At 43.2% G+C, this 24,977-nt stretch carries 20 protein-coding genes and 1 riboswitch; of the genes, 11 read left to right on the top strand and 9 right to left on the bottom strand.

Annotated features, from left to right (window positions below; genetic code table 11):
- Positions 1-34: 34 nt before the first annotated feature.
- Entirely contained in the window at positions 35-745 is a 711-nt protein-coding gene (locus tag VXQ92_RS02480; protein WP_416680253.1) for an HAD family hydrolase, read from the bottom strand.
- A gap of 280 nt (positions 746-1,025) precedes the next feature.
- On the opposite strand from VXQ92_RS02480, the gene VXQ92_RS02475 reads away from it, so the two are divergent.
- The 4 genes from VXQ92_RS02475 (at position 1,026) to uca (ending at position 7,276) form a co-directional block, all read left to right on the top strand.
- Positions 1,026-1,919, top strand: coding sequence for a LysR family transcriptional regulator (locus VXQ92_RS02475; RefSeq protein ID WP_416680252.1), 894 nt, complete (start codon positions 1,026-1,028; stop codon positions 1,917-1,919).
- A gap of 206 nt (positions 1,920-2,125) precedes the next feature.
- Positions 2,126-2,237: riboswitch (guanidine-I (ykkC/yxkD leader) on the top strand.
- 30 nt (positions 2,238-2,267) lie between these two features.
- Positions 2,268-3,005, top strand: a complete 738-nt coding sequence (locus tag VXQ92_RS02470; RefSeq protein ID WP_064102896.1) for an urea amidolyase associated protein UAAP1 — start codon at positions 2,268-2,270, stop codon at positions 3,003-3,005.
- Positions 3,006-3,016: 11 nt separating this feature from the next.
- On the top strand, positions 3,017-3,667 hold the full coding sequence (locus tag VXQ92_RS02465) for an urea amidolyase associated protein UAAP2 (protein WP_144724712.1): 651 nt from the start codon (positions 3,017-3,019) through the stop codon (positions 3,665-3,667).
- Between the two features lie 3 nt (positions 3,668-3,670).
- The gene (gene uca, locus VXQ92_RS02460) at positions 3,671-7,276 is read left to right on the top strand and encodes an urea carboxylase (RefSeq protein WP_416680249.1); all 3,606 of its coding nucleotides are present in this window, start codon (positions 3,671-3,673) and stop codon (positions 7,274-7,276) included.
- Positions 7,277-7,297: 21 nt separating this feature from the next.
- Here uca and VXQ92_RS02455 read toward each other — a convergent pair whose 3' ends face one another.
- Positions 7,298-9,160 (bottom strand): AAA family ATPase, encoded by a 1,863-nt coding sequence (locus VXQ92_RS02455; RefSeq protein WP_278356998.1) that lies wholly within the window; start codon positions 9,158-9,160, stop codon positions 7,298-7,300.
- 183 nt (positions 9,161-9,343) lie between these two features.
- Between VXQ92_RS02455 and VXQ92_RS02450 the strand changes: the two genes are divergently transcribed.
- The 5 genes from VXQ92_RS02450 (at position 9,344) to VXQ92_RS02430 (ending at position 13,614) form a co-directional block, all read left to right on the top strand.
- The gene (locus VXQ92_RS02450) at positions 9,344-9,718 is read left to right on the top strand and encodes a type III-B CRISPR module-associated protein Cmr5 (protein WP_278356997.1); all 375 of its coding nucleotides are present in this window, start codon (positions 9,344-9,346) and stop codon (positions 9,716-9,718) included.
- A gap of 489 nt (positions 9,719-10,207) precedes the next feature.
- On the top strand, positions 10,208-10,339 hold the full coding sequence (locus tag VXQ92_RS02445; RefSeq protein WP_416680248.1) for a hypothetical protein: 132 nt from the start codon (positions 10,208-10,210) through the stop codon (positions 10,337-10,339).
- Complete coding sequence (locus VXQ92_RS02440; RefSeq protein WP_004280384.1) at positions 10,332-10,775, top strand: CopG family ribbon-helix-helix protein; 444 nt, start codon at positions 10,332-10,334, stop codon at positions 10,773-10,775. Before VXQ92_RS02445 ends, VXQ92_RS02440 begins: the two co-directional genes overlap by 8 nt.
- Before the next feature lie 11 nt (positions 10,776-10,786).
- Positions 10,787-12,595, top strand: a complete 1,809-nt coding sequence (atzF, locus tag VXQ92_RS02435) for an allophanate hydrolase (protein ID WP_416680247.1) — start codon at positions 10,787-10,789, stop codon at positions 12,593-12,595.
- On the top strand, positions 12,592-13,614 hold the full coding sequence (locus VXQ92_RS02430) for an ABC transporter substrate-binding protein (RefSeq protein WP_416680245.1): 1,023 nt from the start codon (positions 12,592-12,594) through the stop codon (positions 13,612-13,614). Before atzF ends, VXQ92_RS02430 begins: the two co-directional genes overlap by 4 nt.
- Before the next feature lie 67 nt (positions 13,615-13,681).
- On the opposite strand, the gene VXQ92_RS02425 is transcribed toward VXQ92_RS02430, so the two are convergent.
- The 5 genes from VXQ92_RS02425 to VXQ92_RS02405 all read right to left on the bottom strand — a co-directional run bounded on the left by VXQ92_RS02425 (position 13,682) and on the right by VXQ92_RS02405 (position 17,808).
- On the bottom strand, positions 13,682-14,011 hold the full coding sequence (locus VXQ92_RS02425; protein WP_416680243.1) for a DMT family transporter: 330 nt from the start codon (positions 14,009-14,011) through the stop codon (positions 13,682-13,684).
- 8 nt (positions 14,012-14,019) lie between these two features.
- A complete protein-coding gene (locus VXQ92_RS02420; RefSeq protein WP_416680241.1) occupies positions 14,020-14,901 on the bottom strand; it encodes a hypothetical protein in 882 nt (293 codons plus the stop codon).
- The gene (locus VXQ92_RS02415) at positions 14,898-15,905 is read right to left on the bottom strand and encodes an isopenicillin N synthase family dioxygenase (RefSeq protein WP_191730743.1); all 1,008 of its coding nucleotides are present in this window, start codon (positions 15,903-15,905) and stop codon (positions 14,898-14,900) included. Before VXQ92_RS02415 ends, VXQ92_RS02420 begins: the two co-directional genes overlap by 4 nt.
- 77 nt (positions 15,906-15,982) lie before the next feature.
- Complete coding sequence (locus VXQ92_RS02410) at positions 15,983-16,864, bottom strand: ABC transporter ATP-binding protein (RefSeq protein WP_064096740.1); 882 nt, start codon at positions 16,862-16,864, stop codon at positions 15,983-15,985.
- Complete coding sequence (locus tag VXQ92_RS02405) at positions 16,864-17,808, bottom strand: ABC transporter permease (RefSeq protein WP_416680239.1); 945 nt, start codon at positions 17,806-17,808, stop codon at positions 16,864-16,866. The genes VXQ92_RS02410 and VXQ92_RS02405 overlap by 1 nt, the downstream gene beginning before the upstream one ends.
- 318 nt (positions 17,809-18,126) lie before the next feature.
- On the opposite strand from VXQ92_RS02405, the gene mtlD reads away from it, so the two are divergent.
- The gene (mtlD, locus tag VXQ92_RS02400) at positions 18,127-20,253 is read left to right on the top strand and encodes a bifunctional mannitol-1-phosphate dehydrogenase/phosphatase (protein ID WP_416680237.1); all 2,127 of its coding nucleotides are present in this window, start codon (positions 18,127-18,129) and stop codon (positions 20,251-20,253) included.
- Positions 20,254-20,318: 65 nt separating this feature from the next.
- Here the strand turns inward: mtlD and VXQ92_RS02395 are convergent, their stop codons facing one another.
- Positions 20,319-21,323 (bottom strand): CmpA/NrtA family ABC transporter substrate-binding protein, encoded by a 1,005-nt coding sequence (locus tag VXQ92_RS02395; protein WP_416680235.1) that lies wholly within the window; start codon positions 21,321-21,323, stop codon positions 20,319-20,321.
- A gap of 10 nt (positions 21,324-21,333) precedes the next feature.
- Positions 21,334-21,912, bottom strand: a complete 579-nt coding sequence (locus VXQ92_RS02390; protein WP_004280362.1) for an ANTAR domain-containing response regulator — start codon at positions 21,910-21,912, stop codon at positions 21,334-21,336.
- Positions 21,913-22,415: 503 nt separating this feature from the next.
- On the opposite strand from VXQ92_RS02390, the gene nirB reads away from it, so the two are divergent.
- The gene (gene nirB / locus VXQ92_RS02385; protein ID WP_416680233.1) at positions 22,416-24,962 is read left to right on the top strand and encodes a nitrite reductase large subunit NirB; all 2,547 of its coding nucleotides are present in this window, start codon (positions 22,416-22,418) and stop codon (positions 24,960-24,962) included.
- Positions 24,963-24,977 lie beyond the last annotated feature (15 nt).

Raw genomic sequence — 24,977 nt, 5'->3', positions numbered from 1 at the left:
AAGGATAAGCATGATATCTTTTTTTAGGAATGCTTTATGGGACGAAACCTAATAATTCAGCAAAATCTTCGACAAAATAATTCGCTTTGGCTTTGATCAAATCTATTTCATGAGCGGAGTGCTGATCATAAATTGCCACCACCTCGATGCCCGCATGATTTGCTGCTTCTACACCGACTAAAGAGTCTTCAATAATTAGACATTCCTCAGGTCGAAGGTTAAAGGTTTGCAAAACATTCAGGTAAACCTCGGGATGAGGTTTAATATTCTGGACATTTTCACGGGTGAGAATCAAGGCAAAATTCTTATCAAAGCTGATTTTAGAATTAATATTTCGATTGTTATCCTGATAGCGCTGTACATTGAATAAACTGGTGGTGGTGGTCAAAGCCAGAGATATCTGTTGCTGTTTTAAAGCGTGAATCAGGAGGTCGGCCTGAGGTTTTAACTCGACGATATGATCCAGAAAATGTCGGGAAATTGTATAACGACGATTTTTTACTTCTTCTTTAGCTGGTTCAAAACCGTATTGTTCTTTTAAAAATCCACAATATTCCAGATAAGGATCTGGTCTATGTCTCAAGGCGGTAAGTTGAAGATCGCGCTGTTGCTGAATCTCATGTAAATCGACTTTTCTGTTGGAGAGCTCATCAATCAGGGCTGCATCGACCTGATTCCAGATGCCTACAGAATCAATCAACGTACCATCCAGATCAAAACAGACCAGCTTTTTATCCTGAAACATATAAGATTTCTCTGTATTTTTACCATTTATTGGGTGTGGCTGAGTATATCGCATACGATTTAAATGTTTAACTGGCCTGAGTAAACCGGGCTGGAATTTTACGCTAAGGTACTTTTTAATGAATTTATTCATCTGGCAAAAGTATTTATTTACGGAAAATTACAGCGAGTTTAATCCTGAAAATAGTTGCGAAGTGTTATATTTTAATCTGACCCTCAATAGACTTATGCGGATGAAAGACCTGTCCGAATGATGAGAAAGTTAAAGGAAATGTATTTCTGTGTTTGAACTTGACTGTAAATTGCTCAGTATTTTTTATTATGTCTATAAATTTAAAAACGTATCTCAGGCAGCCGATCATTTAGATATGAGCCAGCCAGCGGTGAGCAATCTGCTGAACAAAATTCGCCAGCATTATGGTGATCCTTTATTTTTACGTATTGGCAATGAAATGCTACCTACGGATCTATCCAAACAGCTCTTTCCCTTGGTCAGCGAAGCACTGAGCAAAGTTGAAGCAATCAATAATTTTACGATCAATTTTGATCAGGTCACTTCACAGCAGCGCTTTACACTGGCGATGACCGATGTATCACATCTGGTGTTATTGCCAAAAATTTCACAGTATCTGAAGCAGCATGCATCCCATATCCGTCTGAATGTGCGTCCGATTACCTCGGAAACCAGTTATCAAATGGCCAATGGTGAGATTGATCTGGCTTTGGGCTTCTTGCCAAATCTGGAGAATGGCTTTTATCAGCAGAAACTGTTTGAACAGTATTATGTGGTGATCGCTGCGAAAGACCATCCGCGGCTCACGGGTGACTGCATCACGACCGAAGAGTATTTACATGAAACCCATATCGATATTGATGCCGGGATGGGGCATTACCATATTGAAAATGAATTGCTGAATCTGGAACTTAAGCGTGACATTCTAATGCGTCTGCCAAGTTATCTGGGAGTCGGACTGGTAGTGCAGGAAACCGATGCGATTGCGACCGTGCCTTATTATTTGAGTGAAGTCCTGTTATCACGTGGCAATCTCAAGATCTTTAATGCGCCAATTGCGTTCCCGACCTATTCCGTAAAGCAGTATTGGCATATGTCCTGTCATCATAAAACCAGCCATCAATGGTTACGCAATATGCTGCATGAGATTTTAAGTAAATAACTCTACAACTTAAATAGTTTGATTGAGTTCTCATCTCTAGATTTTAAACTCCCGGTTCAAGCCGGGATTTTTTTATTTTGGTACATCTTGATGCCTTTTTCAGAGCCTTGCACCTGAAGTGATCAGTTCCATCTTAAAAAAAAGTATTACGAATATAAAAAATAGTATTACCAGTTTGGCACGTCCTTTGCATCTATCTACTCAATCATAAAGTGATCTAGGGTTCCGATACATGAAGATTCATGTAGGTCTGCGACCGAGAGTTCACGGCTTAAGTTTCAAGCTCAAGCTACACGGAGGGATAAAAGCCCGGGAGGTAAACCGTACAAGTTAGATGCAGAGGCTGTTATGAGCACAACTACTTATCACGAAGATTCCGCACTTTGGACTGAACTTTTACCGGGTGGCCATCACTGGTCAGCGCGCATTCAACGTGGCGCAGTTTTACAACTCAAATCCTTGGGCGCAAATACCAATGTTTCACTGTTTTGTGTGAATAGTGAAGACAAGCTTGAAGCCTATAACATGCCAGACAGCCTTAAAGGTCAACACAGCGCATTTTTAAGTACAGGGCACATTTTGGCGTCAGATTTGGGTCGTGCGATGGTGTCAATTGTCAAAGATGACCACGGTTGGAATGATGCTTTTTGTGCACCAAGTACCGCACCGCAAATTGAAGCACAGTTTGGCACGAAGACCTTCCAGGATGCCCGTAACGATATGTACCGCAATGGCAAAGACAGTCTGCTTTTAGAGATGACCAAGTTTGGTTTATCGGCTACGGACTTAAGCAATACTTTAAACCTCTTCTCAAAAGTTCAACCGGATGACAACGGCAACTTGTCTTATGTGAAGTCTGACAATACCGATCAAGTGATTGAACTGCGCTTTGAAATGGATTGTTTGGTGTTTTTATCTAGCGCACCGCATGCCTTAGATAACTCATCTGAATATGTACCTGCTGATATTCAACTCTCACTGTTTAAAGCACTTCCTTTAGGCGACACCGATGTCTGCCGTGATTCATGCCCGCAAAATCAGCGTGCGTTCCAAAATAATAACCGCTACTACGCTTTAACTGCTTAAGGGGAATAATCATGACTGCATTAGTAAACCTAGAAAAATCAGTACTCAGCGAAGTTTGTCCTGCCGGTGAAGCGTGGATGTGCGAAGTCAAAAAAGGCCAGTATTTCCGTATCGTGGATCTAGAAGGCAACCAAGCGGTAGATACCTTATTTATTTCCGCACATAACCCTGAAGAGCGTTATAGCGCAACCGATACTTTGGCGATGAACCGTCAAATTTATCTCGAAAAAGGCACAACTTTATATACTAACTTTGGCAATAAAATCGCCACCATTAATGATGACAATTGCGGTCGCCATGACACTTTAGGCGGTGCATGTTCATGTGAAAGTAATACCGTACGTTATGCCCATGACAAATACCCAATGCACAGTTGCCGCAACAATTTCATGATTGCACTGTCACAGCATCCAATTGCGAAAAAGCATGGTCTGAATGTGCGCCATATCGGTCCAAACATTAACTTCTTTATGAATGTACCGGTGACTTCAGACGGTCACCTGAAATTTGATGATGGTATTTCTGCACCAGGTAAATATGTGGAAATTAAAGCGGAGATGGATTTAATTGTGCTGATCTCGAATTGCCCGCAACTGAATAACCCATGTAATGCCTATAACCCAACAAAAATCCAATTAATCATCCGTGAAGGCGAGGAGTAAGCCATGTTTAATAAAGTACTCATCGCCAACCGTGGTGCAATTGCGTGTCGTGTCATTCGTACCCTTAAAAAACTCGGCATTCAATCTGTTGCGGTCTACTCAGAAGCCGACCGTGATTCATTGCATGTGACTTTAGCCGATGAAGCAGTGTTGATTGGTGATGCACCTGCAAGCCAAAGCTATCTCAATGTCGATAAAATCCTAGAAGTTGCCAAACAAACTGGGGCAGAAGCTATTCATCCGGGTTATGGCTTCCTGTCTGAAAATGCGGAATTCTGTAATTTGTGTGAAGTAGAAGGCATTGTGTTCCTGGGGCCAAATGCTGAGCAAATGAAAGCCTTTGGTTTAAAACACACGGCGCGTGAACTTGCGATTCAAGCCAATGTACCATTACTTCCGGGTAGTCAGTTATTGGCTGATGAAGCAGAAGCATTGCTTGAAGCGGAGCGTATTGGCTATCCTGTGATGCTAAAAAGTACCGCAGGCGGTGGCGGTATCGGGATGCGCTTGGTGTGGAATGCGGAAGAGCTGAAAGATGCTTATGCAACCGTGTCTTATTTAGCACAAGTCAACTTTAAAGATGCAGGTTTGTACCTCGAAAAATTTGTGCAAAATGCCCGTCATATTGAAGTGCAAATTTTTGGTGATGGCAATGGTTTAGTCTTAGCTTTAGGTGAACGTGATTGTTCGGTGCAACGTCGTAACCAAAAAGTGATTGAGGAAACACCTGCACCACATCTCAACGATGAGCAACGTGCCTATATTCAAAATGTCGCGATTCAATTGATGCAATCGGTAAATTACCGCTCTGCAGGTACAGTTGAATTTGTGATGGATACCGACACGCAAGAATTTTATTTCTTGGAAGTAAATACTCGTCTACAAGTCGAACATGGCGTCACTGAGCAAGTCTTTGGTGTCGATCTTGTTGAATGGATGGTGACTTTAGGCAGTGGTGATTGGGTTGCCCCAACATCAAAACTTGAATCTAAAGGTCATTCGATCCAAGTACGTCTCTATGCCGAAGATCCAATCAAAAATTTCCAACCAAGTGCAGGTTTGCTGACGCATGTTGATTTTGATGCCAATGCCCGTAATGAAACATGGGTAGAAACAGGCTCAAATGTCTCATCTTTCTATGACCCGATGATTGCCAAAATCATTGTCACAGCAGATGATCGTGAATCAGCAATTCAAACCATGACCGACACGCTGGCTAAAACCCAAGTGGCAGGCATTGAAACCAATCTTGAATATCTACAAAACATTATCGACTGCGATGTATTTAAAGCAGGCACGCAAACCACACACTTTTTAAATACCTTTGAGTGGAAAACCCAAAAAATTGAAGTGTTACAAGCGGGTATTCAAACCGCTGTGCAAGATGTCACAGGTCGTTTGGGCTATTGGGATGTGGGCGTACCGCCATCGGGTGCGATTGATCCACTGTCTTTGAATGTCGCAAACCAACTGTTGGGCAATGCACCGAATACCGCAGGTCTCGAATGTACCTTGCAAGGACCAAGTTTAAAATTCCACTGCGATAGCCAAATTGTGCTCGCAGGTGGTGATATGCCATCGACTTTGGATGGTGTGTCTGTCCCGATGTGGCAGACTGTGAATGTGCGCAAGGGTCAGGTGCTGAAATGTGGCAAGATCGCCACAGGTTGCCGTACCTATATCGGCATCAAAGGTGGTCTGAATGTGCCTGAGTATCTAGGCTCACAAGCGACCTTTACGCTTGGTCAATTTGGCGGTCATGCAGGGCGTAATTTACTGATTGGCGATATGCTTCCAATCACGGCATTTACATCCGATGACGTCAAAGCATTAATAGAAGATCAAATCCCGACATTCTCAAATACTTGGGAAATTGCGGTGATGTATGGTCCACACGGTGCGCCTGATTTCTTTACCAAAAACGACATTGATACGTTCTTTGCTAACGAATTTGAAATTCACTTTAACTCAAGCCGTACCGGTATCCGTTTGATTGGGCCTAAACCTGAATGGGCACGTCAGGACGGTGGTGAAGCGGGTCTACATCCATCCAATATTCATGACAATGCATACGCAATTGGTGCGATTGATTTCACTGGGGATATGCCAATTATCTTAGGTCCAGATGGTCCAAGCCTTGGTGGTTTTGTCTGTCCTGCGGTGGTGATCAATTCTGAACTTTGGAAACTCGGTCAGCTGAAAGCCGGTGATAAAGTCAAATTTGTGCCTGTGAGCTACCATCAAGCCAAACTGCTGAATGAAAAATATCATGCGCAATTAACTGCTCAAGATACGCAAGCCGTCGCTTTTGATGAATCGTTCTATCCTGAAATTAGCACGCTGAAATCTGCCATTTTAGATACCTTAAAAGGTCAAAATGGTACGCCTGATGTGGTGTATCGTCCTGCGGGCAACAACTATATGCTCGTTGAATATGGCGAATTGGTTTTAGATTTAAACCTGCGTTTCCGTATTCATGCGCTAATGCAATGGGTGAAAGATAAAAACATTCAAGGCATTATCGACCTCACACCGGGCATTCGTTCACTGCAAATCCATTTTGATTCGACCCAGCTCGATCAGATTGATTTATTGCGTATGCTACAAGTGGCGGAAGAGCAACTGCCTGATGTGACCGAGATGCAAGTGCCATCACGTACTGTGTATTTACCGCTTGCTTGGGAAGATTCACAAACCCAACTTGCCACTGAACGTTATATGCAAACCGTGCGCCCAGATGCACCGTGGTGTCCGGACAATATCGAATTTATCCGTCGTATCAATGGTTTAAAAGACAAACAAGCCGTAAAAGACGTGGTTTATAACGCGAGTTATCTGGTCATGGGCTTGGGCGATGTGTACTTAGGTGCGCCTGTAGCAACACCACTTGATCCGCGTCAGCGTTTAGTCACTACCAAATATAACCCTGCGCGTACTTGGACACCTGAGAATGCTGTCGGTATTGGCGGTGCGTATATGTGTGTTTACGGTATGGAGGGTCCGGGTGGCTATCAGTTTGTCGGTCGTACCTCGCAAATGTGGTCACGATACCGTAAAAACCCTGATTTTGAGCAAGGTATGCCGTGGTTATTACGCTTCTTTGACCAAATTAAGTTTTATGAAGTGTCTGAAGCGGAACTCATGCAAATGCGTGAGGACTTTAAAGCGGGTCGTTTAAAACTGCGTATTGAAGAAGGTGTATTGAACCTCAAAGAATACAATGACTTCTTAACGGAAAATCAAGAATCTATTTCTGCCTTTAAAGCGGTACAACAAGCCAACTTTGATGCGGAGCGTAAACGTTGGCATGAAGCAGGGCTTGCAGAATATGTCTCTGAAAGCCTGGATGCCGTGGATGATGGTGAGGGTGTTGAAGTGCCTGAAGGTGGTTGTGCAGTGGAATCGCATATGCCGGGTTCAATTTGGAAAATTGAATGTCAGTCGGGGGATATTGTGGAAGAAGGTGCAACGCTTGCAGTGATTGAAGCGATGAAGATTGAGATTCCGATTATTGCGCCTGAGCGTATGAAGGTTGAAGCGATTACCATTGAAAAAGGGCAAACGGTGAAAACGGGGCAGGTGTTGTTTACGTTAGCGCCAGTGGCTTGAGGAATTAGAAAAAAAGACCGCTTAGGCGGTCTTTTTTTCTAATTCCACTAAACCAAATCTTTCCTCGATTTGGTTAATGAATTTAAGGAATTCATTATTTCCTTGTTGGTCTGTACAGCTTTGTATGATTTCATCGCATGTAGTTAAGTCCCACAATTTTTCAATAATGTTAGTTTGCTTAACTGATTTATATGGCAACAAGAGTGGTTGCAATATTACCTTTTGGTCAGAAAAGTCATCAGGTGAATGATTAACCTCATTTTTTGTTACCCTAAGTATTAGGTTTGGGTGTAAATAGTTTTCACATTCTCTTTTGTTTGTTAGATGAAAAATTATATTCGGATATTTTGCTTTTATGGCTAAATTTTGCTGATATTTAGGACATTTTTGACCATCATTGTCTGAGTCAAAAAATACAGCCCATGGTTTTTGTAAGGATTCTATGAGTTTATAATTTACCCAATGTTTTAAGTTGTCACTTCCACCACTAATCAGAAGTTGTACATCTAATTCAGCGATATAATCTTTTTGAATCAATCCATTTTCTGCAAATTTTGTAAATATGTGCTTTAAAAATACAACATCTGAAACACCTTCAACAAAGATATATCCACGACATTGAAGATTAGAAATATCACCAAAAGGATGTATGCCTAAATCTGAACTGATTGATTTTAAAATGTGATTACAATCAGCATGGGCTATCACATGTTGATTTTTTTCATCCTTAGTTATGTATCTTAAACTACTAATAGGCATCAGTCCCGCTAAGGCTGGGGTATGAGTAGTTACTAATATTTGAGTTTTTGGCAATATAGATAAATCAAGAAGTGCTTTTATTAACATCTCCTGATAATCAGGATGTTGTGAGGTTTCAGGCTCTTCAATAGCATAGATTATTGATCGGCCATTTGCTTCCCGGAATTTTTTCTCTGCTTCAGCTCTAAAAAAATTTAATAAGATAAGTCTTCTGACACCACTTCCTCGTTTATTAATAGGTATTCCTTGTTCTGAACTTAACGCCATAGAAAAAATAGATTCCCATTTAGGTTCTTTGGAAAAATCTGGGATCAAATCTTGTGCTAGATTTGGATCCATTTCGGCTAATTTCTCTAGAGTTCGCCCAGCTACATCTTCAACTTTAGTTTTGATATGTTCTTGGATTTTTTGTAATTGTGGTTGAATTTCAGAGAGCGCATGCTTAATTGCTAATTTCATAGGATCTTGGACTTCACTGTCTTGATCACTACTATTTCGATCCGACTTAAATAAAGCGTAAATTGGTAAAAAATTCTTTAAGGCGTCCCAAACATTTTTAGCATCTTCTTTATTTAGGGGAACTTCTTTAAGTCTGAATGTTAAAGGTTCAGATTGAAAAAGGTATTGTCTTAAAGATGTATTAGATCTTTGATCTTGTACTTGAGATATATCTAACCCTTTTGTTTTAAACAATGCTTTTAAATCTGCATTTTTCAAAATGATCAAATTATCTAAACCATTATTATCTGGATACTTAGCAAGGAGACATAAGTCAGTAGAGACTTTTTGATTTACTCGAAATGTTTTTTTAATTTCTAAGTAACCTTCTGAATTTAATAAATACTCTTCTTGTAAAGTTGTGACAGACGTTGCATCAAGTGTTAGAGAAGTTGGAATGTCATCAAAAATACAAGTTATTGAAATATTATCCTCTTCTGTACAGTTCACACATTTATCACTCTTATCTAAAGAAGAGTTTTCAAAGAAAATATCTAGTGCTTCTAAAATAGTAGATTTACCAGCATCATTTTTACCAATGATTCCTGTTAAATCTGAATCAATATATATCAAGTTCTCGCCCTGATATCCCCTAAAATTTTCTAATTTAAGTGCTATTAATTTCATAATAATATTTATCTGTAGTTGAATTTTTAGTTTAAAAATTAATCCAATTAAACTTTAACATTTTGTTTTTGTGATTAAAAGATAAATATGACTTAACTAAAAGACCTACTAATTAGTCTTTTAAAAGATCTTTAAAACGGTAATTACTTGACGATTACTTGCATATCTAGGACCTCGACTAATATGAACAATATTATCCACTCACGCTTTGTCGCAAGCTTTTCAGACCTTAAAAAGAACCCAATGGAAGTGGTCACTAATGGTTTTATCGAAACAATATCATTCTTAAAATTACATCAGGTGAATAATTTTCTTGTTAAAATCAAAACAGGAATTTTCAGGGATGAATGGAATATGGCAAAGAATTTACAAGAACTTTTAGGAAAGCGTAGCCTTGAAAGTCAAAAACGAATTTTAGAAAAGGCAAATGAAATTTTAAATAATCTTGTTCAAGAAGATCGTCAATTATTAAAAATTGCAGAAGAAGTTGAAACTGAAAAAACTGTAAAGATAAGTATTAATGACCTACGAGCTCGAGTTCACAAAAACCGCGCTTAAAGAGTTTAATATGTTCAGCCACACTTTGATGCACCCTCGAACCCTCATGGTGCAAAATGGTCTATTTTTTAGGCATACTTAAAAAATAAATTATTCTTGTTTTGCCTCTTTTTACGTATGTAATTGATTTGCCACGCATTCTGCTTAAATCTATTCTATTTTTATATTGTGGCACGCTTAATGCATTTATTTATATACAACATAAATAGAGGAGAGCAATACACTTGATCACTCATAATCACAAACATCGGTTAACCATTCATGTATAAAAAGAATAGCAAGGACATGAGCAATCAAAATGGAATAAACCGGTGAAATACAAAACTTACTTTTGCTTTAGAACAAGCCCCATTTCAATGTTATGGGGCTTTTTTTCGCCCTTTTATATAAGTTTATTCACCTCATCCAAATAACTAAAAATTGGCACACTTTCTGCATTTTCCTAAGTAATACGAAATTTTGGTTTTGTAATATTTACAGGAGATGCACATGAACAATCCGACATCAAATAAAAAAATGCATCCATGGCTTCACTTTTTGGTTGAGCTGCTCAGCATACGCGCAGGCTTTCACATTAAACAGTCTTCCCAATACCAACCCAAGGATCAACATCGTGCCTAAACAAAAATTGGCACGGATCAGTATTACCGTGCCAGAAACCACGTTACATGCGATGGACCAAAAAATTGTCGAGCAGCATTATGAAAGCCGCTCACAGGCCATTGTCGACATGATTAACCGCCACCTGATTGATGATCTGGTGATTCGCGATGAAGTCATGGTTGGCACACTCACCTTGCTCTATGACGTCAGTCTGAAACCGCTGCGCAGTCAGCTGGTCGATCTGCAACAGCAGTATCTGGCACAAGTGATCAATTCGCTTCATATCCAGCTGGATGATGAAAAAATCCTGCAAGTCATGCTGATGCAGGGCGCGAGCAGTGATCTGAAAGAAATTAGCGAACAATTTATTGCACTGAAAGGCGTGATTAAAGGGCATCTCGAACTGATGGATGCTGTCATGCCGCCCATTCCACAAAATACCGAACACACTTAAGGAGAACAGCTGTGCACAACTTATGGACTGTACAGGACTGGCAACACGCCTACCAGAATAACAATATCCAGCTTAGTGACCTGATTGAGTATGTTGCCGAGTTTAAGAATGACGATCATGCCTGGATTTCAATTGCGACAGCAGCACAATTACAGGCACAAATTGATGCATTGACTGGTGCAGATATTGCAAGCTTGCCACTTTATGGGGTGCCATTTGCAGTCAAGGACAATATTGATGTTGCAGGGTTCTATACCACAGCCGCATGTAAAGAGGCAGCTTATCTGGCGACTTCCGATGCTACAGCAGTAGCCAAATTAAAAGCTGCCGGCGCGATTGTCGTGGGTAAAACCAATCTGGACCAGTTTGCGACGGGTCTGGTCGGTGTGCGCTCCCCATACGGCGCGGTGAAAAACAGCTTTAATCCTGAATATATCAGTGGCGGTTCAAGCTCAGGTTCCAGCGTGGTGGTAGCCAATGGATTAGTACCATTTTCACTGGGTACAGATACTGCAGGTTCAGGACGTGTGCCGGCAGGGCACAATAACATTGTCGGACTCAAACCGACCAAAGGCTGGTTCTCGACTACAGGCCTGATTCCGGCTTGTCGCACCATCGATGTGATTTCGATTTTTGCCTTAACGGTGGATGATGCCTGGCAGGTGGCGCAAGTCATGCAAGGCTATGATGCCAGTGATGATTATTCCCGAGTACATCCTCAAAATGTACCGAGCCAATTTTCAAAAGGGAAAATTGCCATTCCGGATACACTGGAATTTTATGGCGATGCTGAAACTGAAAAAGCGTTTAATCTGGCGATCGCACGTGTACAAAGCTTGGGCTATACGGTTGAGCCGATTGATTTTGCTCCATTTCAGCAACTGGCGACTGCACTTTACAATCGCTCTTGGGTGGCTGAACGTACCAGTGCCGTAGAAAAAATGGTGCAACGCGAGCAGACCCATCCGGTAATTGGCCAGATTATTGCGCAGGCAGACCGGTTCAATGCGGTCGATGCCATGCAAGATGAATATGAACGCGCCCGCCTGAGCCGTATTATTCAAAATACACTGGCAGATTATGATGCCTTGATGGTGCCTACTGCACCCACTATTTATCGCATTGCAGAAGTAGAAGCCGATCCTCTGGTCAAAAACAGCCACATGGGCGCTTATACCAATTTTGTCAATTTTGCCGATCTGTCAGCTTTGGCGCTACCAAATAGCATTCGTGCTGATGGTTTGCCAACGGGCGTGACCTTTATTGCGTCAGCCTGGATGGATGAAGCACTGGCCAAATTCGGGCAAAAATGGCAGCAGGCGAGCCAGGTAAAACAGGGCACCTCTGAACTTAGCTATGAAAAAACAACTGAAATCTCATCGGGTCACAGCGTCAAACTGGCTGTCGTCGGAGCACATCTGACCGGAATGCCGCTGAATTTTCAGCTGACCACACGTGGTGGCACCCTGATCAAGCAGACCCAGACTGCTTCGCATTACAAACTCTATGCTTTAAAAAATACCACACCGCCAAAACCCGGCCTGCAATACAGCGTGAAAGGTTGTTCAATTGAAGTCGAAGTCTGGGACATTCCGCGTGCACTGTTCGGGGACATTGTTGCAGAAGTGCCAGCACCTTTGGGGATCGGTAATGTTCAGCTGATCGATGGTACTTGGGTCAAAGGCTTTATCTGTGAAGGCTATGCACTTGAAGATGCAACAGATATCAGTCATTTCGGTGGCTGGCGCGAATTTATGAAATCTAAACAACTTTCAAATACCAAATTTAAATGTGAATGCATAGGGGAAGTCGCAAAATGATCAAAAAAGCACTGATGTCCGTTTCCGTACTGTCTGCAATCCTTTTTAGTGGCTGTGACAATACCGCTAAAGTACCTGAACCAAGTGCCAAGGCAGAAGGACGTGTGACGACTCAGCCCATCCGGATTGGTTATAGTGACTGGCCGGGATTTGTGGCCTGGCAGGTGGCGATTGAAAAAGGCTGGCTGAAAGATGCCGGAGTTAATGCCGATTTTAAATGGTTTGACTATTCTGCTTCACTCTCTGCATTCGCAGCGAATCAGCTGGATGCTGTACTGGTCACCAATGGTGATAATTTGGTCACTGGCTCTGGCGGTACCAAGGGTGTGATGATCATGGCGACTGATTATTCAGCTGGAAATGACGTAATTATTGCCAAGAATGGCATTAACTCAATTCAGGATCTGCGCGGTAAAACAGTTGCGACTGAAAAAGGCCTGGTCGATCACTTGTTACTGTCCACTGCACTAGAGGATGCCAAAATTGGCATGAATGAGGTCAAACTGGTCAATACCATGACCAATGAATTGCCACAGGTTTTTGCCACTCCCGATATTGATGCGATTGCGGTATGGCAGCCAGTGGCGAATCAGGCTCTATCTGCAGTGGCCGGTTCAAAAATCATTTTCACCTCTAAAGACAAGCCGGGATTAATCTACGATACCTTGACCGTGAATCCCGCCCATCTGGAAGCCAATAAAGAGCAATGGAAAAAGGTGATTCAGGTTTGGGATAAAACCGTCAAATACATCAATGACCCGGCGACTCGAGAAGACGCTGCGCAGATCATGTCCAAACGTGTCGGTGTCGATGCGAAAACCTATATGCAGTTCATTGATGGCACGCATTTGCTGGATCTGGCCGCCAACAAGAAAGTCTTTACCAAAGGTGATGGTTTCGACTCGATCTATGGTTCTAGCTATCATGTGAACAAGTTCAATGTGGCTAACGGCATTTATACGACTGAAATGAACGTGGATGGCGTGATTGTTCCAACGCTGGTACAAGAGCTGCAATAAAGCCTGATCTCTTGCATAAAAAATCCCCGGTCTGGGGATTTTTTACTATCAGATGAATATTAAAAAATTAAAGCTGCGTACTTTTGGAAAAGACATTGATAAAAATAATGCCAATAATCATAAATGCCAGACCGATCAGCGCGGGAAGATCCAGTTGCTGTTTAAACACCAAGAGGCCAACCGCTGAAATCAGGATAATACCGGCACCAGACCAGATTGCATAAGCAATGCCCATCGGGATGGTTTTCATGGTCAATGACAGGAAAAACAGGGCAACGGCATAACCGGCAATGGTGGCAAGTGAAGGCCAGAGCACGCTAAAACCATTGGAAGCTTTCAATGCAGAAGTTGCAATGACTTCTGCAATAATGGCAATCGACAGATATAAAAAAGACATATTTCTCCCTATAACACCCGTTCTGCATGCTGCATCAGGTGATCCTGTTCTGACTTTAACCAGCTTTCAGCTTGTGTAGTCGTGGGGGTAGCATATTGAAATTGGTAATCCGGCTGGTATATATCCAGCTCAAAAATCAGGTCAATTTGACGACCATCTAAAATGACATGCTGAACCAGACTGCTTTCATTGAGAACTTCAAAATTTTCCAGCTTAAAGGCTTTGCCTGTTTCGCTTGTGCGGGTGCTGTAAGTTTTAGCTTGGCCATCAGTCCCGATAGAAACTTCAAAACTTTCCACCAAGGCGAACACGGTCGGATCGACTGCTTTCAAATCCATTTGAGCTACTACACTTTGCACTTCAGGCAAACGCGTCAGGGCATAAGCAATATGATCACCACAAATAATCAGACCACCATCCATTTCCAGTGTCTGACCAGATTGAACATCAATCGCAGATTGCAGCCGCAGCCCTAAAAATAGGCCATGTTGTACCTGCTGGCGCCAGTCTTCCACATAGACATTGCTTGGAGAAAATTCCAGAATGCAGTTGCCAATCGCATGCAACTTGGCTGGTTCCGGCCACTGCACATGATTCTGGTAATTGGCGTAGTCTTTCACTTCCCAGGACAATAGCTGGCTAGCGCTATCCCAAAGTGTATTGCCAATCCAGCCTTGGCGCTCCTGAACAGCAGTTCCTGTCTGGCTTTTTAGACGAAGATCAATGGTAAAACTGCGCGACTGAAACCAGTACACAATGGTGTTTTCATCGGTCAGGCCATTATAAAAACTGATGCTTTTACGCCGAAATGCCCCATATAAAAAGCCTGGAATAATCTCTGGCTGAAAAGTCACAGGCTTTAAGCTTTTAATTACTTCAAACAGATTCATGATGCTGTCTCCGCCTGTTCTTCAAGTCCAAAAGAGGAAAGTGGTACAGCATTTTTTAAGATCAGTTCACCGCTAGCAACGCGCTGTTTTAAATATTGAAAGGTCTGGGCGGTCTGATTAAACAGATGCTCACCCCCGATCAGGGCAGAATATTTGGAATTTTCAGTGGGAATAACCGGTTCAATCACGGTGTCATAATTGCAGGCGCAAAATAGCGGGAACGAATAACGTTCTTCCGAGACCTTTTTCACGCGGTGCTTGGTGGCGAGATATTTACCATTTGACAGAATTTCCATCATGTCACCGATATTCATCACCAGTGTGTTTTCAATCAGTGGAATGTCGATCCATTCGCCTGCTTTATTCAAAACCTGTAAGCCGGGTGCGGTGGGTAACAGCAGGGTAAAGCATTCGTAATCGGTATGTGCGCCAATGCCTTCGGCATCTTGCACTTCCGGATTATAGGGATAATGAATCAAGCGTAGCTGACTTGGTGCATCAGTAATTTTGCTTTCAAAAAAGTCCTCACGAACGCCCAATGCCAGTGCAAAGGCAGAAAAAACCTGCCGGCTGATCTCACGCAGATGGCTGTAGTATTGGCTGACAATAGACTTGAAATCCGGATGGTCTGGCCATAAGGTGGGGCCAAGTAAAGGAAAGTTTTTTTGTGTACCCTGATAATCATAATTGACATCATAGGCTTCTTTTAAATCATAACTGTTGCCGGCAAACTGTTCTTCGCCAATCGGCACATAGCCACTATGGTTTTTTGATTTGCCAATATAGTGCTGCATTTTGGTGTCCCGATCCTGAGAAAAATAGGACTGGGCCATTTCAATCAGGGCTTTGGCGTAGTCAAAATTAAACTGGCTACCTTGCAGATAAAGAAATCCGACTTCTTTACAGGCATGATCCAGAGCATGAGCAACTTCAATACGATCAGCTAAATCCGGACTTTGCAATTTTGAAATATCAACCAGTGGGAGTACATATTGCGCTTGCATGACAATCACCTCTAATGTTGGTCGTCCAACACAGCGATTAAAACCTTCGGGTCGTCCCAAAGGCATTTTGGATAATATTATTTATTGCTGCTGACCTTGGTCATACGCGGAATGACCGGCAGTTCTGCCAGTGCCGGATCCAGTTCATCTTCTTCAGCATGCACCAGATAATCGACACGTTGTCTTAACTGTTTAAATTCAGGACTAAGCATGACGTCTGGATGGCGTGGACGAGGTAGATCAACTTCAATAATTTCCTTGATTTCACCCGGATTGGCTTTCAGTGCAACAATCCGGTCGGCCAGTAAAATGGCTTCATCCATATCGTGGGTCACAAAAATGATAGTGATATCAATGTTTTGCCATAGGTCCATCAGGTGACGCTGCATTTTTTGCCGGGTATGTGGATCAAGTGCCCCAAAAGGTTCATCCATCAACAGGATTTTCGGTTCATTGACCAAAGCCCGGGCAATCGCAACACGCTGTTTCATCCCGCCAGACAGCTCATGCGGATACTGGTTTTCATACTTTTCCAGACCAATGATATTGATCCATTCACGTGCCTGTGCTTCGGCCGCTGCACTACTTTGGCCTTTCATGCGCGGACCAAACATGACATTTTCCTTGACGGTTTTCCATGGAAACAGGGTATAGCCCTGGAACACCATGCCACGCTCCGGACTTGGGCCGGTAATTGGCTGACCATCTACCAGAATCTCACCACTGCTATAAGGATCCAGACCGGCGACGACACGGCTAAAGGTTGACTTGCCGCAACCGGAAGGCCCAATCACACAGATGAATTCACGCTTATGAATTTTCAAATTGAGTGCATTTAAAACCGTACGTTCAGTTTTGCCATGACTGAATTTTTGCGTCAATTGCTTCGCTTCCAGAATCACCGGACGGCTATAAATCTTGTCAAAGTATTCGCGGGTATTAAATTCAGTGTTTTGCATCAGTTAGCTCCCGGTTTCCATTTAAATAAGCGTTGTCCCAGTTTCATTAAAATCACATCACACAGCAGACCAATCACCCCGATAATCAGGATCGCGGCAAAGACATTGGGAAAGTTCTGATAGCGGGCTTGCTGGGTAATGAACCAGGTAATTCCGGAGGTGCTGCCGATCAGTTCAGCTACGATCAGGTACGTCCACGCCCAACCCAGCAACACGCGCAGATTACGGTAAATTTCTGGCATAGCCGCTGGAATCACCACATGAAACAGGCTTTTGAGTTTATTGGTGCCTAGGGTGAAACCGGCTTCAATCAGGCTGCGATCGACCAGACGAGTAGTATTAGCAATCAACAGAATCATCTGGAACAGGGTTCCAATCACAATAATGGCTATTTTAGGTGCATCATTGATTCCCAATATTGCAACGGCAAGTGCACCAAAAGCCGGAGCAGGCAAGTAACGGAAAAACTCGACAAAAGGTTCTGTTAACAGGGAAATTTTCTTGGAAAAACCACATAAAATTCCGAGTGGAATGCCAATCAGGCAAGAAATAAAGAATGCAGTAAAGACCAGCTTGATACTGTGCCACAGGCTTTCATAAAACCAGGGTGCATTCGGTTGAACAGGAGGGGTGGTAAACGCGGTTACCAATGCAATTGCCACTTGATGCGGTGCTGGCAAATAGATGGGATTGACCAGGATGCCTTGAGGTGGGGCCAGACCCTGATCCACTGCGGATTGGGCAGCGGAAAAAAACACGTCTTTATCGATTCGACTATTGACCTGTAAATAGCTCACACTACCGGGATTGGTAATCTCGACCTGTGGATGCCAGATAAATGGCAAATAGCTGACCGCACACCAAATCAGAATTGGTATTAAAAAAGACCCCAAGCCAAGTAGCAGTTTATTTCTTTGACTGAGTTCACGTGCAACGTAACTCATAGTGTTGCCCCTCAATATTACAAATTTTATAAAACGTAATACTGAATAAGCAAAATGAATGCCATTATGGGTGGGAACAGCCAAAATATTAAAATATTCTTATATTTCAAAAGAAAATTTAAAACGAAAAACAGGGATGATAAGTTACTTAAGTTAACAATTTGATTACATATGCAAACATAAAACATAGAATTTTAGTCTTTATTGGTTGTTTTATAATCAAAACTATTTCATATCTTTACATCGGTTTAATTCGACCCAGCTTTTCTTTAAGGTATTGCTCACTTCTTAACTCATTGAATTATAAAAAGGGGAGCAATGTTAGAGTTTAAAAATCAAATCGTACATGGCGCTATTTTCGATATGGATGGAACCATGTTCGATACGGAACGCTTGCGCTTTCAAACCTTGCAGCAAGCTTCACGTGAGCTGATTGGTGTCGAATTTTCTGAAAGTTATTTAATTCAGTGTTTGGGCCTCAGTGCCCGTAGTGCAGAGCAGCTAGCCAAAGAGCGTTATGGACAGGATGTGCCCTATGCCGAGATTCGCCAGCGTGCTGATGTGCTGGAACTGGAACATGTACGTCATCACGGTGTTCCCATTAAAAAGGGGTTATTGCAGGTATTGGAACGCCTACGCAAGGCAGGCCTGAAAATGGCGGTAGCGACTTCAAGTCGCCGTGCGATCGCAGAAGAATATCTGATCAATGCCAATGTCTATAAGTTTTTTGATGTACTGGTGTGTGGCGATGAGATTAGACAGGGGAAACCTCATCCGGAAATTTTTATCAGTGCAGCCGAAAAAATCAATTTAAGCCCGACCCAGTGCCTGATGTTTGAAGATTCTGAAAATGGTTTGCGTTCTGCCTACGATGCAGGTGGTATGACGGTGCTGTTCAAGGATATCAAAATACCGAACGAGTCCATGCTGGCACAAGCCCAGTATTATTATGAAACGGTCGAAGATTTTTTGACGGAACTGAACCAGTTTGTTCCGGTTCTGGACATGCCGGAACTGGAGACTGCTTTTCCGCAAACACTCAATCAGCTGACTGTCGGGATTCACGGTTTTGGTGCAATTGGGGGCGGTTATCTGGCTCAGGTATTATCACACTGGGATGGATACACTCGTCCGCGCAAAATTATTGCTTCGACACGTAATCCGCTTTATCAATCTAGCGTTAATGCTTTTGGCACTTACTGCATTCGCTATGGTCAGAATTCTTTTGACCAGCGTATTGAAAATATGAGCGTAATTGATGCACATGATCTGGAACAGATGCAGAACATGTATATTGAATCCAGTCTTGTCGCAGTCTGCGTACCTGAGGAAGCACTGGTTTCTGAAGCGGAGGTCATTGCACAGGGCTTATACGCACGTTATCTGGCTTATCAGCAGCAGGATCAGCCACTGACAGTTTTAATTATCCTGAATAAAATCGGTGCTAAACAACAGGTGATGCAGCAGATTCTGAATAGTCTGCGAATGATTACTGATGAACAGACCGCCCAGAAAATTATGGATCAGCATTATTTCTGTGACACCGTGGTCAACCGTATGGTGTCCAAGCTGTCAGACCAGAAACTGTATCGTCAGCTGCGTATCAAATACAACATGTTCAAGCAGTATCAGCTGGATGAAGATCTGTCCGTAGTTGATCTGGATGATGCTACGGCACTGAATACAGAACAGGAACATCAGGCTGGGCTATATATTGAAGACCTGCGCCGTAATTTCCAGCCGAGTCATATCCTGCAGTCTATGGATCTGATTCTGTTTAACGCTGAAACGGATATGCCGATTTATGTGGAAAATAACAGTCCGTTACTGGCAAAAATGCGGCAGATGATTCTGGTAGATGATATTGCCAATATCCAGCTGATTAAAAACCGCTTATGGAATGGCGTGCATGCGATGATGGCTTGGTATGCCAGTCTGCGTGGACATCAGACTATTGGTGTTGCCATGTCTGATCATACAGTCAGAAAATTTATGAATCAGGCCTTAGCTCAGGTGAAGCATGGTCTCTGCTACCAGATTCCAAAACATGCCTCAGACCTTGAACGTCTGGCTCAAAGCTTTAGTGAGTCCTGTGCCAATGCCTATCAGGATCCATGCGCACGTGTAGGTCGTGAGCCCTTAAGAAAACTTGAGCATAATGAGCGTGTTATGGGATCATTGGCCACCTTGCTTAAATATAGCTTGCCATTTGATGCTGTGTTAAAAGGCGCAGTGCTCGGTTATGTCTATGCCCTAGAGCAGGGTGAATGCGAGCAGCAGGAACTTTTGATGCATTTGCAGATTCAGTTAAGACATATGGCATTAGAGCCGCAGCTTTATGAGATTCTGTATGATGAAATGTCACAATTCATCAATCAGATTATTGCTGGAAAATTGTCCTTGCAAAAATTCATGCAACTGGATTTACAGCAAGCATTAAGCTAAATAAAACGTTAAATAAAAAAGACCCGAAATTTTCCCGGGTCTTTTTTATGGGAATATACAAAGTATTAAACAGTGCTAGATTCTTGTTGATAAATACAGGATTGTGCAATCTGTAGCTGATCATCTTCTGATAGATCAAGATTTTCCCATTTCTGCATCTGCTGCAGGAGCCAGATAAAATCATCGACTTTCGGTTCGGCACTTTCCCCAACAAAATTCCGGATAATATTCTTGATCTTGTGAAAGTCATAGACATGCCGCTGGGCGGAACATTCAAACTGAATAATCTGAAAGTCCACCAGCATGTCCCATACTTCTGATAAATCGCTGCGCTGCTTTAAATCATCCTGCGCTTTTTGTACAGCCTTGACCATTGCCTCTACAGTAAATGGATGCTGTTCTGCCCATTCTTGGGTCATGGCCAAGACTTTGTCGGCAACTTTTGGAATGACATTTTGGCTCGCTGCAACGATAAAACTATAGCCTTCAAGTTTGGCCTGAATATTCCAAGGTTCTCCCACACAAAAGCCATCAAATACCTGTTCCGAGATTCCTTTTACCATGAAAGGCGGTGGAGATGTCATCAGCTGGATATTCTTGGCAAGTTGTGGATCAGTCAGTGCCAGCCATTCTTTTAAACAGTAATGGTGAATTGAATATTTATACACATAGGCCAGATTGATCGGATGATTCTGTTGTAAAGCCTGCACAAGTTTCTTTGAGGTACTCTGTTCATCATCCCCAGGCTGGATGCCGAGTTCATAACACAGATCCTGGCGCAGACTAATAAAAGCCTGATTCACGCTCAGTACTAGAGGGGTTTGCAAAGCCACCTGTAACTGGTCTGTGCCCAGGGCAGCAGCGGGCAACATGGCGGACAGACAATGTGCAGCATCCAGAAAGCCATAGGCCAGACGGTCTCTTAGACTTGACCAGGAGGCCTCGCGGATTAAATTGATGGTTAATCCCTGCTCGGCAAAATACCCCTGTTTTTCGGCCCAGAGAATGGCAACACAATCAAGTAAAGGAATATAGCCAATATTGAGTTCAGTTTTTTCTAATGTGGACATATGCTTTTCCTTATTGGCCCAATAACAGCTTCTGTGCATCCAGTAAGCGTCTGGCCATTTCACCAATGGTGATCCGGTGACTCATGGCGTTTTTACGTAATAAAGCAAAAGCCTGTTCTTCTGTTAAGGCATGTAGCTGGATGAGCAGGGCTTTAGCTTTATCGATATCTTTACGGTCAATGAGCTTGTCCTGGGTTTCTTTTAAATCATTTAGCAGCTTTTTATGCTTACGGAACTGTTCAATCGAAATTTCCAGAATGCTTTCTAGTTTGGTGGGATCAATACCATCGACGATATAAGCCGTGATTCCGGCATCAATGGCACTTTTGATGGTGTCTTTATTGGAGTTCTGGGTAAACAACACGGTGGGAAGTTCATATTGGCTGACACAGCTTTCAATAATATCCCGATGCGGATGATCCATATTCAGCAGGATCACATCTGCATGAATACCCTTAACATGTACCATATTCAGGTCATTCAGGATTAAACAGGCCACCACCTGAAAATCATGTGAAAGTAAGGATTCCTGGATGAATTGGGCGCGCTCCAGATCATCATCAATAAGAGCAATTCGTAATTTGGACATGGAATATTTTCAAGTAAGGCCTAAGGAATATTCAAGCAGGAGTAAAGCAAAAAACATGCCATTAAATTGGTGCATAAAATTCTATTTTTCTATTCAATTTGGTGCATAGCTTTAGGGATTTCAGCTGATAGCTGATCAAAATGAAGCATTTAGGTAGATCATCTGCTTGGAATAAGGCGTTTTCTTGTTGGAAAAGTTGGCACGATTTCTGCATTTATTAAATCGTCAAAGATGACTTTCAATACTAACAACGGCCAACGATGTCCGTTCTGATCGTAATTGCACTTTCAAGGAGTGTGATTGGTATTTCGTTCAGCACAGGATAAATGACATGGTCAGTTGTTCAGCAATACAAAACGCACAAGCGTTTCAACCCTTCCTCCAGCATTACAAAGCGCTGGGTTGCGGTATTTACAACATATTCAATCAGCAGACATATCAATGCCTAGACGTGATATGCGGCTTTTTATCATCTTTAAAAAAACAATAGTTGGAGTGCAGATATGAAAATTCTCATGATTGGGCATGGCATGGTGGGGCATAAATTCATCGAATCTGTACTGGAACAGGCCGGTGATGACATTGAGCTGACCATTTTGGCAGAAGAGCCACATTTAGCTTATGACCGGGTACATTTGACTGAATATTTCAGCGGCAAGTCGGTCAAGGATCTGAGCCTATGCCGTAGTGATTTTGCCGATGCCTATGGCATTGATTTGCGTCTTAATACCAAAGCAGTTGAAATTGATCAGCTCAATAAAACCGTCACCACCAGCCAGGGTGATGTGCTGAATTTTGACAAGTTGATTCTTGCTACCGGCTCTTATGCCTTTGTACCGCCAATCCCGGGCAATGACCGTCAGAATTGCTTTGTTTATCGTACCATTGAAGATCTGGATGCCATTCGCGCAGCCAGCCTGAATGCCAAAACCGGTGTGGTAATTGGCGGTGGTCTGCTGGGTCTGGAAGCAGCGAAGGCTTTGCGAGATCTGAATCTGGAAACCCATGTCGTAGAATTTGCTCCGCGCTTGATGGCGGTGCAGATTGATGATCTGGGCGGCCGGGTACTGCGCTCTAGAATTGAAGACCTTGGTGTCAAGGTGCATACCCAAAAAGCAACCTCATCTATTGAAGATGGTTACAACGCTCAGCATGTAATGAAGTTCGGAGATGGTTCGGTACTTGAAACCGATATCATCCTGTTCTCGGCCGGTATTCGTCCGCGTGATGAACTGGCGCGCCAGAGCGGCCTGCTGATTGGTGAGCGTGGCGGCATCATCATTAATGATTATTGCCAGACCTCACATCCGGACATTTATGCCATTGGTGAATGTGCACTTTGGGACAATAAAATTTATGGTCTGGTTGCACCGGGCTATGACATGGCGCGGATCGCGGCAAAACATGTACTGGACCAAGAGAGCCATGCATTCGCTGGTGCCGACATGAGCACCAAGCTCAAACTGATGGGTGTGGATGTTGCTTCTATTGGTGATGCACACGCCATGTCACCAGATGCCTTGAGCTATTTCTATGCTGATGAAGCGGCGCAGGTTTATAAAAAAATCGTGGTGTCAGCAGACAAGACCAAGCTGCTGGGTGCGGTACTGGTGGGCTGTGCCAAAGAGTATAGCGATCTTTTACAAATGATGCTGAATGGTCTGTCTGTACCAGAGCAACCGGAAAGCCTGATCATGCCGGGCTTTGATCAGTCAACTTCCAAATCGGGTGGTAGTGGCATCGATTTATTGCCTGACAGTGCGACCATCTGTTCCTGTAATAACGTTTCCAAAGCTGATATCTGTTCAGCCATTGATGGCGGTGCAACTTCATTGGGTGCACTGAAAAAATGCACGCAGGCTGCAACGGCGTGCGGTGGCTGTGCGCCACTGGTGACGCAGGTTCTCAAATCTGAATTACAGCGTCAGGGTGTCACGGTGAACAATCACCTGTGCGAACACTTTGCCTATTCACGTCAGGAACTGTATCACCTGGTACGCGTGCATGAAATCAAGACATTCTCTGACCTGATTCAGCAACATGGGCACGGCATGGGCTGTGATATCTGCAAACCGACCGTAGCCAATATTCTGGCATCCTGCTGGAATGATTTTGTTTTAAAACCTAGCCATGCCGGTTTACAGGATAGCAACGACTACTACCTCGGTAATATTCAGAAAGATGGTTCCTATTCGATTGTGCCGCGTGTTGCAGGTGGCGAGATTACTCCGGATGGCCTGATTACCATTGGTCAGATCGCCAAAGATTATGGTCTATATACCAAAATCACGGGCGGACAACGAATTGACATGTTTGGTGCGCAGGTACATCAGCTGCCTGAAATCTGGGAAAAACTGATCAATGCCGGTTTCGAGTCCGGACATGCCTACGGCAAATCCTTACGTACGGTGAAATCTTGCGTGGGCAGTACCTGGTGCCGTTTTGGAGTCGATGATTCTGTCGGCTTGGCGATTTTCCTGGAGAACCGTTATAAAGGCCTGCGTTCACCACATAAAACCAAAATGGCAGTATCTGGCTGTACCCGTGAATGTGCAGAAGCACAGAGCAAGGATGTCGGTGTCATTGCCACGGAAAAAGGCTGGAATCTGTATGTATGCGGCAATGGCGGTATGAAACCGCGCCATGCTGAACTACTCGCCTCGGATCTGGATACTTCCACACTGATCAAATATATCGACCGCTTCTTTATGTTCTATATCCAGACGGCAGACCGTCTGCAGCGCACCAGTGTGTGGCGTGACAATATGGAAGGTGGGCTGGACTATCTGAAAGATGTCATTGTGCATGATTCGCTCGGCATTGCCGCTGAACTGGAAAGCCGTATGCAGCATGTGATTGGCACTTATCAGGATGAATGGCGCACTGCGATTGAAGATCCTGAAGTGCGCAAACGCTTTAAGACTTTTATCAATGCCAAAGCAGCCGAGCAGAATGACCCGCATATTCAGTTTGCGCCTGTTCGTGGCCAGATTCGTCCAAAGACAGAAGCTGAACGTGATTTAAACCGTATTCCAGTGGTTGAAGCCTAAATACCACAGTCAGGG

The sequence above is a fragment of the Acinetobacter sp. 228 genome (assembly GCF_048147885.1).
This window is presented reverse-complemented; position numbering and strand designations above follow the sequence as displayed.

Bases quoted from the DNA above. Each gene is read 5' to 3' on its own strand.
- VXQ92_RS02450 (WP_278356997.1), top strand. From the start codon at position 9,344: ATGAACAATATTATCCACTCACGCTTTGTCGCAAGCTTTTCAGACCTT.
- mtlD (WP_416680237.1), top strand. From the start codon at position 18,127: ATGTTAGAGTTTAAAAATCAAATCGTACATGGCGCTATTTTCGATATG.
- VXQ92_RS02470 (WP_064102896.1), top strand. From the start codon at position 2,268: ATGAGCACAACTACTTATCACGAAGATTCCGCACTTTGGACTGAACTT.
- VXQ92_RS02455 (WP_278356998.1), bottom strand. From the start codon at position 9,160: ATGAAATTAATAGCACTTAAATTAGAAAATTTTAGGGGATATCAGGGC.
- VXQ92_RS02465 (WP_144724712.1), top strand. From the start codon at position 3,017: ATGACTGCATTAGTAAACCTAGAAAAATCAGTACTCAGCGAAGTTTGT.
- VXQ92_RS02405 (WP_416680239.1), bottom strand. From the start codon at position 17,808: ATGAGTTACGTTGCACGTGAACTCAGTCAAAGAAATAAACTGCTACTT.
- VXQ92_RS02445 (WP_416680248.1), top strand. From the start codon at position 10,208: ATGAACAATCCGACATCAAATAAAAAAATGCATCCATGGCTTCACTTT.
- VXQ92_RS02390 (WP_004280362.1), bottom strand. From the start codon at position 21,912: ATGTCCAAATTACGAATTGCTCTTATTGATGATGATCTGGAGCGCGCC.
- VXQ92_RS02395 (WP_416680235.1), bottom strand. From the start codon at position 21,323: ATGTCCACATTAGAAAAAACTGAACTCAATATTGGCTATATTCCTTTA.
- VXQ92_RS02425 (WP_416680243.1), bottom strand. From the start codon at position 14,011: ATGTCTTTTTTATATCTGTCGATTGCCATTATTGCAGAAGTCATTGCA.
- VXQ92_RS02430 (WP_416680245.1), top strand. From the start codon at position 12,592: ATGATCAAAAAAGCACTGATGTCCGTTTCCGTACTGTCTGCAATCCTT.
- VXQ92_RS02420 (WP_416680241.1), bottom strand. From the start codon at position 14,901: ATGAATCTGTTTGAAGTAATTAAAAGCTTAAAGCCTGTGACTTTTCAG.
- uca (WP_416680249.1), top strand. From the start codon at position 3,671: ATGTTTAATAAAGTACTCATCGCCAACCGTGGTGCAATTGCGTGTCGT.
- nirB (WP_416680233.1), top strand. From the start codon at position 22,416: ATGAAAATTCTCATGATTGGGCATGGCATGGTGGGGCATAAATTCATC.
- VXQ92_RS02415 (WP_191730743.1), bottom strand. From the start codon at position 15,905: ATGCAAGCGCAATATGTACTCCCACTGGTTGATATTTCAAAATTGCAA.
- VXQ92_RS02410 (WP_064096740.1), bottom strand. From the start codon at position 16,864: ATGCAAAACACTGAATTTAATACCCGCGAATACTTTGACAAGATTTAT.
- VXQ92_RS02480 (WP_416680253.1), bottom strand. From the start codon at position 745: ATGTTTCAGGATAAAAAGCTGGTCTGTTTTGATCTGGATGGTACGTTG.